Annotated in this window: 15 protein-coding genes and 1 pseudogene; 11 read left to right on the forward strand and 5 right to left on the reverse strand. The window is 59.1% G+C overall.

Annotation, left to right across the window (positions count from 1 at the left end):
- Nucleotides 1-32 precede the first annotated feature (32 nt).
- The 3 genes from Q1A00_RS10050 to Q1A00_RS10060 are packed head-to-tail and all read right to left on the reverse strand — an operon-like array spanning nt 33 to nt 2907.
- The gene (locus Q1A00_RS10050) at nt 33-986 is read right to left on the reverse strand and encodes a hydroxymethylglutaryl-CoA lyase (RefSeq protein WP_298403192.1); all 954 of its coding nucleotides are present in this window, start codon (nt 984-986) and stop codon (nt 33-35) included.
- On the reverse strand, nt 986-2194 hold the full coding sequence (locus tag Q1A00_RS10055) for a CaiB/BaiF CoA-transferase family protein (protein ID WP_298403190.1): 1209 nt from the start codon (nt 2192-2194) through the stop codon (nt 986-988). Before Q1A00_RS10055 ends, Q1A00_RS10050 begins: the two co-directional genes overlap by 1 nt.
- Complete coding sequence (locus tag Q1A00_RS10060) at nt 2191-2907, reverse strand: GntR family transcriptional regulator (protein WP_298403187.1); 717 nt, start codon at nt 2905-2907, stop codon at nt 2191-2193. The genes Q1A00_RS10055 and Q1A00_RS10060 overlap by 4 nt, the downstream gene beginning before the upstream one ends.
- A 641-nt stretch (nt 2908-3548) precedes the next feature.
- Here Q1A00_RS10060 and Q1A00_RS10065 point away from each other — a divergent pair.
- Entirely contained in the window at nt 3549-4553 is a 1005-nt protein-coding gene (locus tag Q1A00_RS10065) for a glycosyltransferase family 2 protein (protein ID WP_298403185.1), read from the forward strand.
- A 283-nt stretch (nt 4554-4836) separates the two neighbouring features.
- Here the strand turns inward: Q1A00_RS10065 and Q1A00_RS10070 are convergent, their stop codons facing one another.
- Nucleotides 4837-5007: a hypothetical protein gene (locus Q1A00_RS10070; protein ID WP_298403182.1), complete on the reverse strand. Its 171-nt coding sequence runs from the start codon at nt 5005-5007 to the stop codon at nt 4837-4839.
- Between the two features lie 220 nt (nt 5008-5227).
- Here Q1A00_RS10070 and hflX point away from each other — a divergent pair, with 220 nt between their 5' ends.
- The 4 genes from hflX (at nt 5228) to Q1A00_RS10090 (ending at nt 9348) form a co-directional block, all read left to right on the forward strand.
- Nucleotides 5228-6598, forward strand: coding sequence for a GTPase HflX (hflX, locus tag Q1A00_RS10075; protein WP_298403180.1), 1371 nt, complete (start codon nt 5228-5230; stop codon nt 6596-6598).
- 173 nt (nt 6599-6771) lie between these two features.
- Nucleotides 6772-8139 carry a hypothetical protein gene (locus Q1A00_RS10080; protein WP_298403178.1) on the forward strand — a complete coding sequence of 456 codons (1368 nt, stop codon included), beginning with the start codon at nt 6772-6774 and terminating at the stop codon, nt 8137-8139.
- A gap of 13 nt (nt 8140-8152) precedes the next feature.
- Nucleotides 8153-8440, forward strand: a complete 288-nt coding sequence (locus tag Q1A00_RS10085) for a hypothetical protein (protein ID WP_298403176.1) — start codon at nt 8153-8155, stop codon at nt 8438-8440.
- Between the two features lie 119 nt (nt 8441-8559).
- Nucleotides 8560-9348 carry an ABC-2 family transporter protein gene (locus Q1A00_RS10090; RefSeq protein WP_298403174.1) on the forward strand — a complete coding sequence of 263 codons (789 nt, stop codon included), beginning with the start codon at nt 8560-8562 and terminating at the stop codon, nt 9346-9348.
- Nucleotides 9349-9400: 52 nt separating this feature from the next.
- Here the strand turns inward: Q1A00_RS10090 and Q1A00_RS10095 are convergent, their stop codons facing one another.
- On the reverse strand, nt 9401-10717 hold the full coding sequence (locus Q1A00_RS10095) for a folylpolyglutamate synthase/dihydrofolate synthase family protein (protein ID WP_299644966.1): 1317 nt from the start codon (nt 10715-10717) through the stop codon (nt 9401-9403).
- A 262-nt stretch (nt 10718-10979) separates the two neighbouring features.
- Here Q1A00_RS10095 and Q1A00_RS10100 point away from each other — a divergent pair, with 262 nt between their 5' ends.
- The 6 genes and pseudogenes from Q1A00_RS10100 to Q1A00_RS10125 form a co-directional block, all read left to right on the forward strand.
- Nucleotides 10980-12191, forward strand: coding sequence for a DNA double-strand break repair nuclease NurA (locus Q1A00_RS10100; RefSeq protein ID WP_299756594.1), 1212 nt, complete (start codon nt 10980-10982; stop codon nt 12189-12191).
- Between the two features lie 5 nt (nt 12192-12196).
- Nucleotides 12197-12811, forward strand: a complete 615-nt coding sequence (locus Q1A00_RS10105; RefSeq protein ID WP_298403169.1) for an HAS-barrel domain-containing protein — start codon at nt 12197-12199, stop codon at nt 12809-12811.
- 464 nt (nt 12812-13275) lie between these two features.
- Entirely contained in the window at nt 13276-14301 is a 1026-nt protein-coding gene (locus Q1A00_RS10110; protein WP_298403167.1) for an LLM class F420-dependent oxidoreductase, read from the forward strand.
- 6 nt (nt 14302-14307) lie between these two features.
- Nucleotides 14308-15450, forward strand: coding sequence for a pyridoxal phosphate-dependent aminotransferase (locus Q1A00_RS10115; protein WP_299756598.1), 1143 nt, complete (start codon nt 14308-14310; stop codon nt 15448-15450).
- Between the two features lie 247 nt (nt 15451-15697).
- On the forward strand, nt 15698-16597 hold the full coding sequence (locus tag Q1A00_RS10120) for a sortase (RefSeq protein ID WP_298403160.1): 900 nt from the start codon (nt 15698-15700) through the stop codon (nt 16595-16597).
- A 14-nt stretch (nt 16598-16611) separates the two neighbouring features.
- Nucleotides 16612-17017 (forward strand): annotated as a pseudogene (locus Q1A00_RS10125) (hypothetical protein); the annotation flags it as partial.

The following is a 17017-nucleotide window of genomic DNA, read 5'->3' on the forward strand; positions in this document are numbered from 1 at the left end:
GACGTAGTGAAGCGCTTCTGATCCGCCCCCTTTCATAACCGGTGGTTTGCCGGGGTCACCACCTGCGCGTAGACCGGCCCAGCCTTGCCGGTCAGCGCCGGTAAGGTCCGGCCCAGCGTTGCGCTCAGCCAATCGGATGCCGCAAGCAAAGCTGGCAGGTCGATCCCGGTCGGGGCGCCGATACCGTTGAACATGTGAACCAGATCCTCGCTGGCGATATTGCCGACGGCGCGGGGGGCAAAGGGGCAACCGCCGATCCCGCCTAAGGCTGCATCGAACGAACGGATACCGGCTTGCCAAGCGGCGAAGGCGTTGGCGTAGCCGGTATTGCGCGTATTGTGCAGATGAATCGTGAGAGTGACGTGTGGCAATCTGCGCACGGCCATCTCGCACAGCGCGGCCACTTGTGTCGGCACAGCCATACCGGTGGTATCGGCGAAGACGATCTCGTTCGCTCCCATATCGGCGGCATGCTCGGCAATCGAGAGCACCCGTGCGGGCGAGACATAGCCATCGAAGGGGCAGCCAAACGACGCGCCGATCGCGATCCCAAACGCTATGCCTTCACGACGGATCCGCAGTGCCAATTGACTAAACTCGGCTAACGACTCGGCAGTCGTGCGCTTGAAGTTGGCCTGATTGAGACCATCGCTAGCGGCTAGTACCAGCCGGACGTGGCGCACTCCGGCGGCGGCGGCCAATTCGTAGCCACGCTGGTTGGGGGCAAGAGCCGTGAAACGAAACGTATCATTACTGGTACGGGCGGCCAAATGGTGACCGCGCTCGATAAGGAGGCGCGCAATCTCGCCGGCTCCGGCCATCTGTGGCACCTGCCGCGGATTGACGAACGACCCGATTTCAACCCGCGGCACGCCCGCTGCGAGCAGACGCTCGATCAGCTCAACCCGCGTTGCAACCTCTAACACCTCAGGCTCATTTTGTAAGCCATCGCGAGGTGCGACATCAATGATCGTCACTGCTTCCATTAAATCACTCGCTTCGCTTGCAACGCCGCTACCTCGTCTTCGCTCAACCCCAGCAGATCGACGAACACCTCACGGTTATGCTGGCCAAGGGCTGGCCCTGTCCAATCAATCCCGCCGGGAGTGGCTGAAAGCCGGGGCACGACATTCTGCATTTTGATCTCGCCCAAATCGGGGTCAGGCACGCCAACAATCGACTGGCGGGCGATAAAATGCGGATCGCTCAACATCTCCTTGGCGGTATAGATCCGGCCAGCCGGGACGCCATACTCGTCCATCATGGCTTGGAGTTGATCAGCAGTGTAGTTGATCGTCCACGCCGCAATCAGATCATCGAGTTCAGCTTGGTTTTCGCCGCGCGCATGGTGGGTGGCGAAGCGCGGATCGCGAGCCAATTCGGGTTGGCCCATCGCTTGGGCAAGACGGGTAAAGATCGTATCGGCATTAGCCCCGATCACAAACCAACCGCCATCAGCAGTGGGGTAAATATTAGAGGGGGCGACATTGGGCAAAATATTGCCGGTGCGCTCGCGGATATGGCCGGTCAACTGATATTCAGGGATCATGCTTTCCATTAAAGCCAGCACACCCTCGTAGATACCAATATCAACGACCTGCCCCTGCCCGCTGCGCTGACGTTGATGCAGTGCAACCAACGCGCCGAGGGCAGCAAACGTCGCCGCAAGCGAATCGCCGATACTGATACCGATGCGGGTAGGCGGACGGTCGGGGAAGCCGGTGATTGCGCGAATGCCGCCCATCGCCTCGCCAATCGAACCAAAGCCAGCTTTATCGCGGTACGGGCCAGTTTGACCAAACCCGCTCACCCGGATCATGATCAAACCGGGATTCAGCGCGCTCAACTCTTCCCAACCCAACCCCCACTCTTCAAGCGTACCGGGACGAAAATTCTCCAGCACCATATCCACGTGGGGCACCATCCGCTTGACCAGCGCTTGACCTTCAGGGGTACGTAGATCGATCGTGACCGACTTCTTGTTACGGGCCAGTACCGACCACCACAGCGTGCGGCCCTTATAGCGATGGCGGCCCCACTCACGCATCGGATCACCCTTACCGGGCGGTTCAACCTTAATCACCTCGGCGCCGAAATCGGCCAACAACTGGCCGCAAAACGGCCCGGCCAAAAATGCGCCCAATTCGAGCACGCGAATATCATCGAGTGGTCGCGGCGGACGTTGGCGGCTCACGGTTCATTCTCCTCGCCGGACGCGACGGCAGCCGATTCCGCGCGCCGGCTCTGCAACAACACATCTCGACCATACAAAATATGCTCGCGCATCATGGCGCGAGCGCGATCGCCATCACCAAGCACGAGTGCATTGAGAATACTGCGGTGGAAAAAATTGGAAATTTGGCGCTCTTCTGGGCGATACCAATAGAACGAGCGAAACTGTAACGGTACCGCGACAATCTGATTGAGCATTGCAATCAGGCGTTGATTGCCGGCAGCTTCGGCAATCGTCTGGTGAAAGACGGCATTCTGCTCGACCAGAAAATGCACCTCGTCTTCGCGGCGAGCAAAGGTTTGGTTCAGCGAGTCTTCCAACGCTGCGGCAGCGGCTTCCATGCGAGCTAACTGTTCGGGGGAAATCCGTTGGGCGGCTAGAAAAGCGGCATGGCCTTCGAGCAGGGCGCGCAAGTCATACATCTCAAGCAGGTCATCAATCGTAAAACTGCGCGCCACTGCGCCTCGGTTAGGGAAGATCTGCACCAACCCTTCGGCGGCGGCGCGCACCAGCGCCTGCCGTACCGGCGTGCGGCTGACGCCGAGGTCGCTGGCCAATCGCTCTTCGACCAGCCGGGAGCCGGGCGGGTAATGGCCCTCGATCAACAACCGGCGCAAGCGCTGGTAAACCTGATCGGCGGAAGAAGATTCATCTGATGTATACAATCTAGTCATTACAATTCACTGTAGTAGTCGGTAAACTGCATGAGAGCATCGTCAAGCGACATGTAGATAACGTCATAAAGACATATCAAAACGCAATTATACCGAATAGTTATATTAGTTATGCCTTAGAAAGATTGTATACAATATACCAAAGGACGGTAGAGGTGTCAAGATCTCCGCAGCGCCGCATGGCTGTGTGGCGCCGTACACAACCAACGTATGGTCAGCAGGGGGTCGCCCTCGCCCCCCGGCCCCTCTCCCGCCTCACAGCGAGAGAGGGAGAGCCGCAGTATGGCGGGCACGGCAGTGCGGGAGCGGAATGTAGCAGTGCTCCTCGTCCGCGCAGGGGAAGGCGCAGGGGGTGCGGGTGAATTAGGGTGGAGAGAATCGGGAGTAGGAATCAGATAGTTCCTCTCCCCTGCTCACCATTCCCAATCTTCTGCGTCCTTTGCGCCTTGGTCATTGGCTCTCACCCCTCGCCCTTCTCTCCCGCCTCACAGCGAGAGGGGGAGGTTGTTCATTCTGATAACCGAAACGCACACTTTGACGTATAGGCTTGCCAGAAAACGCCCTGTTTGCGCATGCGTCTGCTACCTTCCCCACATGCGCTACAATCACTCGTGTGGTGTCGCCGTTACCGCGAGCATTGTATGGCTCCTGCCCGTCCGCCTATCTCGGTGGTGATCCCCACCTACCACGCCCTACGCTACCTGCCGGCCTGCCTCAGCGCGGTGCAAGCGCAGTTGCGTCCGTATGACGAAATTGTGCTAGTTGATAACCGCTCACGCGACCACGCTGGCGCGTGGGTGCGCGCTCATTTGCCGGCGGTGCGCGTGATTGAGCTGCCGTACAACGCCGGTTTTGTCGGTGGTGTGAATGCCGGTATCGCGGCAGCGCGTGGCGAGTTGATTTGGCTGATCAACGATGATGCGCTAGCCGAGCCGGGTTGCGTGGATGCACTGTGGGATGCGCTGCGCGAACAGCCGGCGGCAGGTTGGGCAGCAGGAGTGTTAACCTTCAGCCGCCGCCCACAGGTGGTGGCTGGGGCCGGTATTCGCTTTCAAGCCGATGGCATTGCGACCGAGCGGGCGCTGGGGCTGCCGGTGGCTGCGCTGCCGGCCCAGCCGCAGCCGGTCTTCGGCGCCAGTGGCGGCTTGGCGTTGCTGCGGCGAGCAATGCTCGAAGACATCGGCTTCTTTGCCGACTTTTTCAGCTATCTCGAAGACGCCGATCTGGCGTGGCGGGCCCAGTTGCGCGGCTGGTCGTGTGTGTTGGCACCCCATGCCCGTGCGCGCCACGTCTATTCGGCCACCGCCGGCATGTTCAGCCCGCTCAAGCAGCGTCTGCTTGGTCGCAACCGGATCCGCATGCTGATCCGTTGTTTGCCAGCACCATTGCTAGCCGCCTGCTTGCCGTCAATCCTAGCCTACGATGGCATGGCACTGGCGTATGCCGCATTACGCCGGCAGCCGGATATGGTCGCTGGTCGCCTGATGGCGCTGGCTGAATGGCCGGTCTTGCAGCAGCAACGTCGGATTATTCAGGCCCGCCGCACCACTTCGATCACCGCACTGGCCCGCTGGATCGAGCCTCCCGGTGGGCCGTTGGCCGCGTTGCGCACGCAACGGCGCTTGGCGGCGTTGGTGGGGGAGTGATGTCGTTCACCCTCATCCCCAAGACGGAGAGAGCGACAACGCAACGGCGCAGCGATCGGAACGCAAAGGCACAAAGGACGCAGAGCAGCGCAAAGGGTATGGCATCGGATCATCCTCCGCGCTCTCAGCGTCCTCTGCGGTAACCTATGTTCCCGTCCCCCAGTGGGGGAGGAACAGGGGTGGGGGTAACAGGCCTGCGGGGGTTATATACCAAGGGGCAGCCGAAGCGCTGCCCGTTCGTAAATCTGCCCGCGCGTCTTGCGGCTTGACGTAGGACGCAGTTCTATTTCTTGACCAGTTGGACGTTAGTCAATAACTTCCACAACCGGTACCACCACGATTGTTCGCGGCGGAGGCGACGCGCTTCGCGCACCAGCCGTTCGTGTTCGGCATCGCGGATGAGATCGCGCTGATGCACCTCGGCAGCCGTCAACTCGAGCCACGTGCTATACATAACTAACCTCCTCTATCATTGAGCGACGCTCCGACGACGCTGTCTCGCGCCGGATGAAAACAAAGGTGCAACCTTTGCTTTCCATCAATCGTAGTGTATAATAGACACTAGAGATTGTGCGAAAAATAACAATCACTGCCGGTTGTGGCTCGACCACTGTCCCACCAACAGCTTGAAGCGACCAGCAGGCAGTGCTACAATATAGGCAATGGTGAAGCATATGCACGTTCAGTCAAAGGAGACAACTATTAACGAGATTCGTACTCACGATGGCAAACGGCTCTATCCGACCGCTGTACCCCGCCGACGCGCGCTGCTTGTTGGGGCAGAAATTGCGAGTGCGCACAGCCCATGGCCGGTTGAAGACTCGCTCGACGAGTTGGCCCTTCTCGCTAAGACAGCCGACCTTGAAGTGGTAGGTCGTATCTTTCAGCGCCTGCCTGAACCTTTACCCAAGTTTTTCATTGGCCCCGGTAAGGTCAAGGAAGTTGCTGCTCTGCGCGAGCAGACACAAGCCGATCTGATCGTCTTCGACGATGAACTGAGTCCGGCCCAGACTCGCAATCTTGAAGAGGAGTTGCAGACGCAGGTGATCGACCGCACCGGTCTGATCCTCGATATCTTTGCCCGTCATGCCCGTACTCACGAAGGGCGCTTGCAGGTCGAACTAGCCCAATACCAATACCTGCTGCCCCGTTTGCGCCGGCAATGGACGCACCTCGAACGGCAGGCCGGCATAGGTGGCGGTACTTCAGCGGGTGGCGTGGTTGGTCTACGTGGCCCCGGTGAGACGCAGCTTGAAATTGACCGCCGCTTGATCGAGCGCCGGATTGCATGGCTGAAAGAGCAACTGGCCGACGTTCACCGTCACCGCGAGCTGTACCGCCAGCGCCGCCGCCAGAGCGGTGTGCCAATTATCGCGCTAGTTGGCTATACCAACGCTGGCAAGAGTACGCTGCTCAATGCCATGACCGGCGCCGAGGTGTTGGCCGAAGACAAGCTGTTTGCCACCCTCGACCCGACCACCCGGCAGGTGTTGTTGCCCGGCAATATTGTCGCGTTGATGACTGACACTGTCGGATTTATCCAGAAGCTGCCTCCCAAGCTAGTTGCGGCCTTCCGCGCTACGCTTGAAGAGATCGAAGAGGCTGACCTGCTGTTGCACGTGGTTGATGTCACCCACCGTAACGCGCAAGAGCACGCTCAAACCGTTGAGCAAACCCTACGCGAGCTAGGGGTCGATCAAAAGCCGATTCTGACCGTGCTCAACAAAATTGACCTGCTCACAGGTGCGACTGCCGAGGGGATTGGGCAAATTGCGGCTGAAATGGGGCTGCCCGGCGATATTGTGGCCGTCTCGGCCCAACAAGGTTGGGGCTTGCAGATGCTCGGCGAGCGGATTGTCGAGACGCTGGCCAAGCGAATGGTGCGGGTGGAGGCGCTGATCCCTTATCAGCGCAACGATCTCGTGGCCCTCTGGCGCCAACGGGGTGTGATCGAGGTCGAAGAATTTGATAGCAACGGTGCGCATATTGTTGGCCGGTTGCCACCGGCGTTGGCCGCGCAATTTACCCGTTTTGCCCGCGCGTAATTCTTTGGGTCACAGCAGGGGCGCAGCTACACTGCGTCCCTGTGCTTTTTTTGCCAAGGACGTTTTGAGGACGCTCGTTTGCTACGATGGCTGCATAGCAGAGCACGCATCTAAACCGTTGGTATATATCGCTGCTCTGTTGTTGCTATTCGTCGCATACAAGGAGCGTCTGTATGAAGCACACGGTCATTTTGCTCGCAACGATCGTTCTTTTAGTTACTACGTTGGGACTCTCGCGCACAGCTGCCCAAAGCGGTACACCGGGATTGCAAGCGGTGCTAGGAACTGCATTCACCTACCAAGGTCGGTTGACCAATAGTAGCGGGGCGGTGAATGGCACCTGTGACCTTGAGTTCAAGTTGTACGATGACGCTGCCGCCGGAACCCAGATTGGCAGCACGCAAACCAAGACCAATGTCACGGTTACCAACGGCGTGTTTACCGTCGCACTCGATTTTGGTGTGAGTGCATTCAACGGTGATGCGCGCTGGCTCGCGATTAGCGTGCGGTGTCCGGCGGGAAGCGGTAGCTACACACCGCTCACCCCACGTCAACCACTTACCCCAGCGCCGTATGCACTGGCGTTGCCGGGGTTGTGGACGCAGCCCAACCCTACTAGCCCTAACCTGATTGGCGGCTTCAGCGGTAATAATATCACCAGTAACGTGATCGGCGCAGCTATCGGCGGCGGTGGCGACAATGCTTTCCCCAACCGCGTGACCGATAATTACGGTGTTGTCAGTGGTGGCTACAACAATCGGGCTGGTGACGATGCTGGCACAACTAGTGACAAATCGTATGCAACGGTTGGCGGGGGAGTTAGCAATACGGCTAGTGGTGACGGCGCTACGATTGCTGGCGGCGGCTACAGTGTGGCCAGTGGTGGAGGCGCCACCATTGGCGGCGGAAATGGCAATTCTGCTGCTGGTTCATATAGCACTATTGGTGGCGGTATTGGCAATAACGCTAGTGGTGATGGATCTACTATCGGTGGCGGTAACCAGAATGCCACAAGCAGTTCTCATGCTACAGTTGGTGGCGGCGGTCAAAACACTGCCAGCGGCGTCTTTGCCACCGTTCCCGGCGGTTCGCACGCGGTAGCCACTAATTACGGCCAGATGGCGTATGCATCAGGCTCTTTTGCGGTACCCGGCGATGCGCAAACCTCAATCTATGTCTTGCGCAACGTAACCGGAAGCTCTTCATCAGTTGAACTCTTTCTCAATGGCGGCACAGAGCGGATCACGATCTCCAACAATCGCACCGTCGTCTTTGAGGCTTTGATTGTTGGTCGGCAGACTGATGGCGAGTCTGCGGGTTTTCGCTTGAGCGGCGTGATTGCCAATGTCGGCGGTACAACGAGTTTAGTTGGTGTCACCCCCCTCGAAAGTTTAGGGAGTAGTACACCTACTATGGGTACATCGATTGTGTTCGTACTCGCTGATGATCCAACTGATACGCTGCGATTCTTGGTCGCAAGTAGCCCCCTAAATACTGCTTGGGTGGTAACGGTGCGAACAGTGGAAGTTAGCACTCAATGACTAGGAGGGTATCATGCGCTTGATCTACGTAATGCTTGTACTACTGGCACTGGCTAGTGTGCCGACAGTAAGTGTGACGCCGCTTGCCCACGCTCAAGCTGGTGCCGGGTATGACTTGACGTGGAGCACCATTGATAGCGGCGGCGCCACGTTCAGCACAGGGGGCGGTTATACGCTCGGCGGTACGATTGGTCAACCCGATGGCGGTGTGCTCAGTGGCGGCGGTTATACCTTGGCGGGAGGCTTCTGGGGTGGCGTGAGCAACACGGCGCGTCTCTTCGTACCGCTAGTGCAGCGGTAAGCTCAGGCCAGTTTACTGCGAGCGGTTGTATCTGTCGCAGGGGATGCCAGAAGGTATCCCCTGTTGGGTTCTGTGGTATGCTGAAATAAGCGTCTTTGCGATATCTTGTTGCTAAACCTATGCTTCGTTATCTACGCCTATTCGCACTTTTTGTTCACAACAGCCTGCAGTTGGCACTGGAATATCGGGTCAACTTTCTAACCGCTCTCTTGCAGAGCGGCCTTTGGCTCTTGTGGGGAGTACTCGGTACACTGGTCTTCTTCCAGTTTACCGGCACCCTCGGTGGCTGGACGCTGCCACAGGCCTTGTTGGTTGTCGGTCTCTTTCGCATCTTCGAGGGCTTGATCGATGGTATTATGCGCCCGAATATCACCCGCATCGTTGAGCACATTCAGAAAGGGACACTCGATTTTGTGCTGGTCAAGCCGGTTGACAGCCAGTTTATGGCTTCGCTGCGCCATGTTAATCTGCTTGTGCTACCTGATCTGCTAGTTGGGTTTGGCTTGATCGGTTACGGCCTCTGGTTGGGACAGATATGGCCTACTCCGATCCAGCTCTTAACCTTTTTCTTTCTGCTAGTTTGCGGCATCGTGACGGCCTACGCAATTTGGATGCTGTTGGCAACGACGGCCTTCTGGCTCGTTCAGGTCGAGAACGTTACTGAGCTGCTGACTGCCATCTACGAGACCGGCCGTTTTCCGGTCACCGCCTACAGCCCCGCAATCCGGTTGGTACTCACCTTTGTTATCCCTATTGCTTTCTTAACCACCTTTCCAGCCGCAGCCCTGATCGGGCTGCTCGAACCGATGTACCTTGCGCTGGCGCCGGTGATTGCCGGGGTGTTGTTGCTAGCAGCGCGGGCGTTTTGGCGAGTTGGGTTGCGTTCGTATACCAGCGCGTCGTCGTAATGGCATCACCGCAACGGCGCAAGGACACAAAAAGGACACAAAGAGGAACAGCCTAGTCGGCTACCGCCAAGCCCAACGCCTCACGTGCTGCGCCGGCCACGAACAGTGAGCCGGTAATGCAGATCAAATCATCAGGGCCGGCCAAAGTACGGGCAACGTCGACAGCATTAGCCACTACTGGGGCAATCTGCACTGGCGCCGTCGTCCATGGTTCTACCTCTGCCGCGATGCGGTCGAGATCCATCGCTTTCGGATGACTGGAACGGGTAATGATGATCTGCGCCGCGTGGGGCGCAAGTGCAGCAGCAATTGCGGCGATGTCTTTATCGCGGGAAGTGCCGAGGACGAGGATCATTCGGCGGTGTGGTATCGCTTGCGTAATCGCCTGCCAGAGCTTTTCTGCCGAATCGCCGTTATGGGCACCGTCGATCAAAATGCGCGGCGAGCCATCGATCAACTCAAACCGGCCCGGCCACCACGCCTCGGCTAACCCACGCCGAATCGCCTCATCACTGATTGCAATGCCTTGCCCGCGTAGTAGCAATGCTGTACCCATCGCTAACCGCGCATTTTCGCGTTGAAATGCACCGCGCAGCTTAGTTGGCTGCGGCGGCGCTGGATAGGTCAGCGGCAATCCGGCGCCGATCCACGGTTCAACGGCGGTTTCAGCGGCTAACCAGAGCGGCGCGCCAACAGCTTGCGCCTCAGCAGCAATTACTTGCGCCGCTTCTGCACGCTGCGGTACCGTAATCGCCGGTTGGCCGGCGCGGATAATGCCGGCTTTGTTGTAGGCAATGTCGCGCAACGTTGGCCCTAGTATCGCCATGTGGTCATAACTAATCGACGAGATCACCGCTACCAGCGGCGTGATCGTCGCTGCTGCGTCATAGCGTCCGCCCAACCCCACCTCCACCACCGCGAGATCGACCTGCTTGGCGACAAAGTGACGCATAGCAATCACAAAACCAATGTCGAACGTGCTGGGGCGGCCATAGGTCGCTACGTCAAACTCCTCTACCAGCGGTTGCACCGCATTGACTAGCTTCATCAGTGTCTGTTGGCTGATCGGCTCGCGATCAATCTGAATCCGTTCGCGGTACGAGCTAAGGTGTGGCGATGTCCACAATCCTACCTTCAACCCGGCAGCACGAGCCATCGCTTCGATCATTGCGCAGGTGCTGCCTTTGCCTTTCGTGCCGGCTACTACCACGGCACGCAAGTGGTGGTGCGGATTGCCGGCATCTTCCAATAACGCTGTAATCCGGGTCAGTGCGCGCGCGGCAATCGCCGGGTCAGGCGAACCCTGTCGGGTGGGGTCGATAAAACTGTAGATGTAGTCGAGTGCAGTTTGATAGGTAGTAATGGGCATAGCAGCATCTTCTCGCAAGACTGCACCCTATCGGGAATAGGTGGCGCAGGAGGTGTCTGTTGTTGGTGTATGATACCATTTCTACGCCATCTGCCCATACAGCATATGCCTTACATGACGAGCAACGGTCAGGGCGAGTTTCAAAGTCGCCCTGACCGGCACAGGTTGCCGGTACCCTATTCGTCAATTTCGCCATTCGATTGACAGCCCACTTCAAATCGGCTATGCTAACCAATACGAACAGGTGAGCGAAGGAGCAGCTATGAGCCTCAATCTCGCTGCACTCGGCGAACAAGTACGACAGATGAGCCAGACCGTCGCGCGTGAGGCGCGCCAACGCGATGTGCGGGTCGCCGAGGTATGCGAGCGGTATCTGCATGAGATTGGCCGTGAGGAACATTGGGCTGCTGCGGTCAAGCTTAGCGAGGCATCAGCAAACTGGCTGCTGGCGGCGCCGGTTGAGCCGTTGGATACGGTGCGAGATCTGCCCCCCATCCCCACCGATTACGCCATCGCCGCGACCGATGGCTCGCATATCGATGTCGATCGCCATGGCGAGGTGAGTTGTTATCTGATCAACATCGGAAAAGTCTACATTCGCTACGGCGCGCAGCCGGAAGCGCGGCTTGAGTCATCCCCAAAGCTCTATTTTGCCGAAACAGACCTATTTTTTCATAATGATACCCGCCGCATTCCGATCGAAGGCGCGTTGCTCAGCGTGCGGCGCGATGTCGAAGAGGGGGTGGCGCTAGGCGAGTTGGCCATCGGCTCGCTGACCGACCCGGCAATTCCCCGGTTGGCACTGCAAGATGGTACGCTCATCCGGTGGGCGCTGGCGAATGCTGATGCTCAAGTGCGTGATCACTTTTTACGGCAATATTTGACCTACCTCGAACGAATGCGCCAACACGCGATCCCGGTCGCGTCGTACATCAGCCGCAGCCGTTCGCCGGAGGTGATGGGATTAGTGCGGTTGATGTTCTGTCCTGATGTGAATGTCCATGCGCAACGCGGGGCCAATTGCGCACAGTGTAGTGATGCGAAACAAGGGCGGATGCCGTCGTGCATGGTTTGCCAAGATTTGATTGACGCCGACATCTTTGCCCCTCGTTTGCGCGAAGGCCAACGTAGCCCGATCTTTCGTTCACTGAGCCGGATCAGTGTTGAAGGCTACGAACATCACCAAATTCACTTCTTTTTCTTGCGTGTCGGGCGCGAGCTGGCCCGCATTGAGCTGCCCGGTTGGGTGGCCGGTCAGCCGGAATGGGTCGATCAAGTGCATGTGTTGGTCTACGATCAAGCGGCGCGCGGGCAGGGCTACCCGATTGCCTTGCAACGCGCCCACGAGCAAGCGGTGATTCGCAGCGCCGAGCGGCGCGTGTTTGAGCAGATGGTCTCCGGTGCGCTCCAGCGCGCCGAAGCGCCGGCTGGTGTTTCGGCCAAGCGCGAGAGCAAGCAGTTTGTGCAGGGATGACGATCATGACGATGCCGCAAAATGGCCGGATCGGTGAAATCATTGAGTCTTCGACGACGCATTTTGTTGCGGCTACCTACGAATTATTAGCCGCGCCGCCGTTTGGCGCGTTGGTGCGGGCGACTACTCGCGATCAGGCGCTGGCGGTCTATGGTTTGGTGTTTGATATTCACACCGGCAGTCGTGAGCCGGGCGGGCGAGCGATTGTGCGGGGCCGTACCTACAGCGGGCGTAATCTGTATGATGACCAAATCTACCGCGAACATCCCGATCTCGGCGAGGTGTTGCAAACCGAGTTTGCCGCGCTGACTGTCGGGTACGCGCTTGATGGCCGTTTGCTCCAGCGCCTGTCGCCCCAACCTCCGCCAGTTCACTATTCGGTCTACCCCTGCGAGCCGCAGGAATTGGCGCAGTTTGGTGAGCAACTCGATTTTCTGCGCATCGTCTTGCTCGCTCCCGGTGTTCCGTCGGATGAACTGTTGGCCGCGTCTGTCCGCGCGATTGCGTTGGCCCGCCGCGATGGCCCGGCCTATCTGGTGCGGGTGGGCCGTGAACTGGCCCGGCTGCTCAAAGAGGATTATGACCGGCTGACGGCGCTGTTGCACCGGATTAAGCCGTGAATCGCAAGCGCAACGGTAGTAGTCCCCCCGTCTGTTTGTGCTTACTCTATGGAGTGCGGCGGTGTAACTGCCGCACTCCATACCTGTTGTAAAGCCTAGCTTGTGCCGGCAGGCTGCGCAAACGTATCGTTGGCTCCACCCTTGCCCGCACCCCTACCCCTCTGCTACTGGTGCGGAAGAGGGGGTGCTGCTGCATTCCGCTTCAGAATGCCTTGTCCGTCTTCTCAGTAGCTCCCTTGACCGTCGTGAGGTGGGCGAGGGAAGACTGCGCTCCAAACCGACACCACATTGGCAACAACCCGCTTCCGTGGTGGGCCGTATGGGGACGCTTTTCGGTCTCTACCCCTCGCTTGCCCAGCGGGTTTCGGAACCCGGCCCTAAAGGGCTGGGCGCAATTCCCTCACCTCTTGACCTAACATCTGCTATCATACGCATTCAAAGACCGCCCTGTCACGGAGAACACTATGCTCTTGCTCGACGCCGCTTTTCAAGTTGACGCCAATCCCTTGCCACATGCCGCCGCTGTGGCGCAGGCCGCTGAAGCGATCGGGTTTGCCGCGCTTTGGGCGCCGGAAACGGCCCATAATCCGTTTCTCGCCTTGGCAATTGCCGCCGAACATACCCGCCAGCTTACGCTTGGTACTGCGGTGGCGATCGCCTTCCCGCGCAGCCCGATGGTGACGGCCCAGATCGCATGGGATCTGGCCGGTTTTAGCGGCGGGCGTTTCGTGTTGGGGTTAGGCACCCAAGTCAAGGCCCATATCGAACGCCGGTTTAGCAGTGTGTGGGATTCGCCGGTAGGCCGGTTGCGCGACTATATCGGTGCGCTGCGCGCGATTTGGCAATGTTGGCAGACCGGCGGCAAACTCGATTATCGTGGCCAGTATTACCAACATACCCTGATGACGCCCTTCTTTAGTCCCGGCCCAATTGCCCATCCCAATATTCCCATCTACATCGCCGGTGTCAATACCGGTCTGGCCCATCTGGCTGGCGAAGTGTGCGACGGCTTTCACGCCCACCCGCTCAACAGCGCCCGCTATCTGCGCGAAGTGCTGCGTCCGCAGATTGCCGAAGGCGCTGCCACAGCCGGTCGTGATCCGGCGGCGTGTGCGATTGCCGGTAGCGCGCTGGTCATTACCGGCAATGATCGGGCCGAACGTGAACGGATGCGGGCCTTTGCCCGCCAGCAAATCGCGTTTTATGCCTCGACGCCGACCTATCGCGCGGTGCTGGCCTGCCATGGTTGGGGAGAGGTAGGCGAAGAGTTGTCGCGCTTGGCGGCGCAGCAGCGGTGGGCCGACATGCCCGGCCTAATCGATGAGACGATGCTAGCCACCTTCGCCGTCGAGGCCGATCCGGCTGATTTGCCGGCAGCGTTGCGTGAACGGTACGAAGGTCTACTCGACCGGGTTGCGCTCTATATGCCATTTGTGCCCGGCGAACGTGATGCCTTCTGGCGCCATCTCACCAGCTCGCTTAACGGGTGAACAACGATGGCCGGCGTCTTTGCCCAGCTCGATCTCACCCCCAACCGGCTCGAACAGGCCCGGCAGGCGCGCGCTGCCCGGGGCGATCTGATTGATTTGACCAGCAGCAACCCTACCGCGCAAGGCTTGCTCTTCCCGCCAGAGGTGTTGGCGACCGCCGCAGCCGCCTACTGGCCTAGCCGCCGCTATCGGCCCGATCCGCGCGGCGATTTGGCGGCGCGTGAGATGGTTGCCGCCTATTATGCTCGCCGTTCGCCGCCGTTGGTTGTGACACCCGATGATATCTTTCTCACAGCTAGCACCAGCGAAGCCTACAGCCTGCTCTTCGCCTTGCTCGCCGATCCCGGTGACAATCTGCTTGTGCCCAACGTCACCTATCCGCTGTTTGAGTACCTCGCTGCCCTGCGTAATCTTGAACTGCGCAGTTACCAGCTTGACGAAGAGCGCGATTGGCGGATCAATGCTCGCTCGCTCCGTCGCGCCGCCGATGAGCGCACGCGCGCCATCTTGATCGTCTCGCCGCACAACCCGACCGGTGCAATCGTTGATCGCCCCTTGGCAACGCTCGATTTGCTCGGCATTCCGGTCATCTGCGATGAGGTGTTTGCTCCCTTCACCTACATCGTACCGGCAACCCCGCCGCTAGCTGCGCTTCATCCCGATCTGCCGGTCTTCACCCTCAACGGGATTTCTAAACTCTTTGCGTTGCCCGACCTCAAATTAGGCTGGATTGCGCTTAATCGTCCGGCGCGCGCCTTCGCGCCCCGGCTCGAATTGCTCAACGATACGCTGCTGGGCGCGAATGCACTCAGCCAGTTTCTGTTGCCAACCCTGTTTGCAGAGGGCGCCCCCTTTGTGGCGGCGATGGTGTCTCGTGTGCGGTCGAATATCTCCTTTGCCCTGCACCAATTCGCCGATCATCCGTGCATCCATGCCCGCCCGCCCGCTGGCGGCTATTATCTCTTCCCATCCATCAGCGGCTGGGACGATGAGGAGGCGCTGGTGCTCTACCTGCTCGAACAAGGGGTGTTTGTCCATCCCGGCTACTTCTACGGTGAGGTACCCGGCTGCCACATCATGATTTCGGCTCTCACCGAGCCGGCAACATTTGCTGCCGGGATCGAACGGCTCTGTGCCGCGCTTGCGTAAGCGCTTTATTTTACACTTCATGGGGAATGATCGCTGCGCATGGCTCATTCTATCGGCCAGACTATTGCAGAGCGCTCAATCGTCGTGTATAATTCTTGCAATCGGCAAGCAAGTTGGTTGACTATAGAGCGCAAAAAATGCGGATTCGCTCGTTCCTCCAGATGAAAGCAGGTTGCTTGCGTTAGAGCAGCGTGTGCCTGCTCGCGCAGATACACCGTTCACGCTTGGCATCAGAAACGTTACAACGATGACCACACTTCCGCAGCGCCGCTCCGCCACACCCCGGTCGTCACCGCCACCGGTGCAGCGTGTAAGCGACCACGATTTGCTGCAAGAGTTGCTTCTGTACGACCTGCCGGGCCGGCGCGACCCGTTGCGTCCAGCGCAACTGCGTTCCCGCGCGGCGCATCGCGAGCAAGCCCTCCGTGGTTTCTTGCGGCGCACGTGGATTGATCGTGCGTTGCTCATTGCCGAAATCACTCTCTTTGTAGCAATGATCACCGTCTTCGCCTACTGGCTAATCGATGGCTATGGGCGCGATTGGTGGCGGGCTTGGCGGGGCCAAGCGCAGCCGCCGGTTGCCGTTTCAGCCCAGCCGTTGCAGTCACCGGGGCCAGTTGCGCCTCCTGCGGCTGCGCCTCATCTGCCGGCTTTGCCGTTTACGGCGCCGGAAATGGCGGTCGAGCCGCCCGATTATATGGCTCCCCAACCGCGAGTACAGCCCTTGCCAGAAACCGATCCGCGTCCGCAGCGGTTGCGCATCCCCAGCATCCAGCTCGATACGTCGATCTACGAGGTCTTTGTGGTTGATGGCGCTTGGCAGGTAGCTGAATATGCCGCCGGCTACCACCATGGTACCGCACTGCCGGGCACGGTGGGCAATACGGTTTTGTCTGGTCACGCTGGCCTTCGCGGTGCCGTGTTTCGTGATCTGCCGGCGCTTAAAGCGGGTGATGAGATATTATTAGAAGCAGGTGGCTGGCTCTACCGCTACCGTGTGCGTGAAACGCGCAATGTCTGGCCGACCCAAGTCGAGGTGATGGATCCGACGTCTTCACCTGTACTCACGCTGATTACTTGCACCAACTGGGATACGCAACGCCTGATCGTTGTCGCCGATCTGATTGACTCGCGTCCGATCAGGTGAGACGAGGAGGCTCTATGCCGCCGAAACCTTCGCGCTCCGCCAATCTGCCACCCGATCGTGGCCGCGCTCCGGCGCCGTGGACGATTTGGGAACTCATGGCGATTGCGGTGAGCGTTTTGATGATTGTGGTACCGCTTACCTTGGAAGCGCTCAATTGGCTGCGCCCGCCGATTGCGCCAGCGCAGGGTTTGATGGCTGTAACCGAAACGGCAGCTAGCCTCGAGCAGCGCCCGCCAACCTTTACCCCCGTAAACTCACCAACGCCGGTAACGGTGACGCCGACGGTCGAGACGGTGACGCCGACGGTCGAGACGGTGACGCCGACGGTCGAGACGGTGACGCCGACGGTCGAGACGGTGACGCCGACGGTCGAGACGGTGACGCCGACGGTCGAGACGGTGACGCCGTCGCCAACACCGG

The organism is uncultured Chloroflexus sp., assembly GCF_938091255.1.
Taxonomy (GTDB): Bacteria; Chloroflexota; Chloroflexia; order Chloroflexales; family Chloroflexaceae; genus Chloroflexus.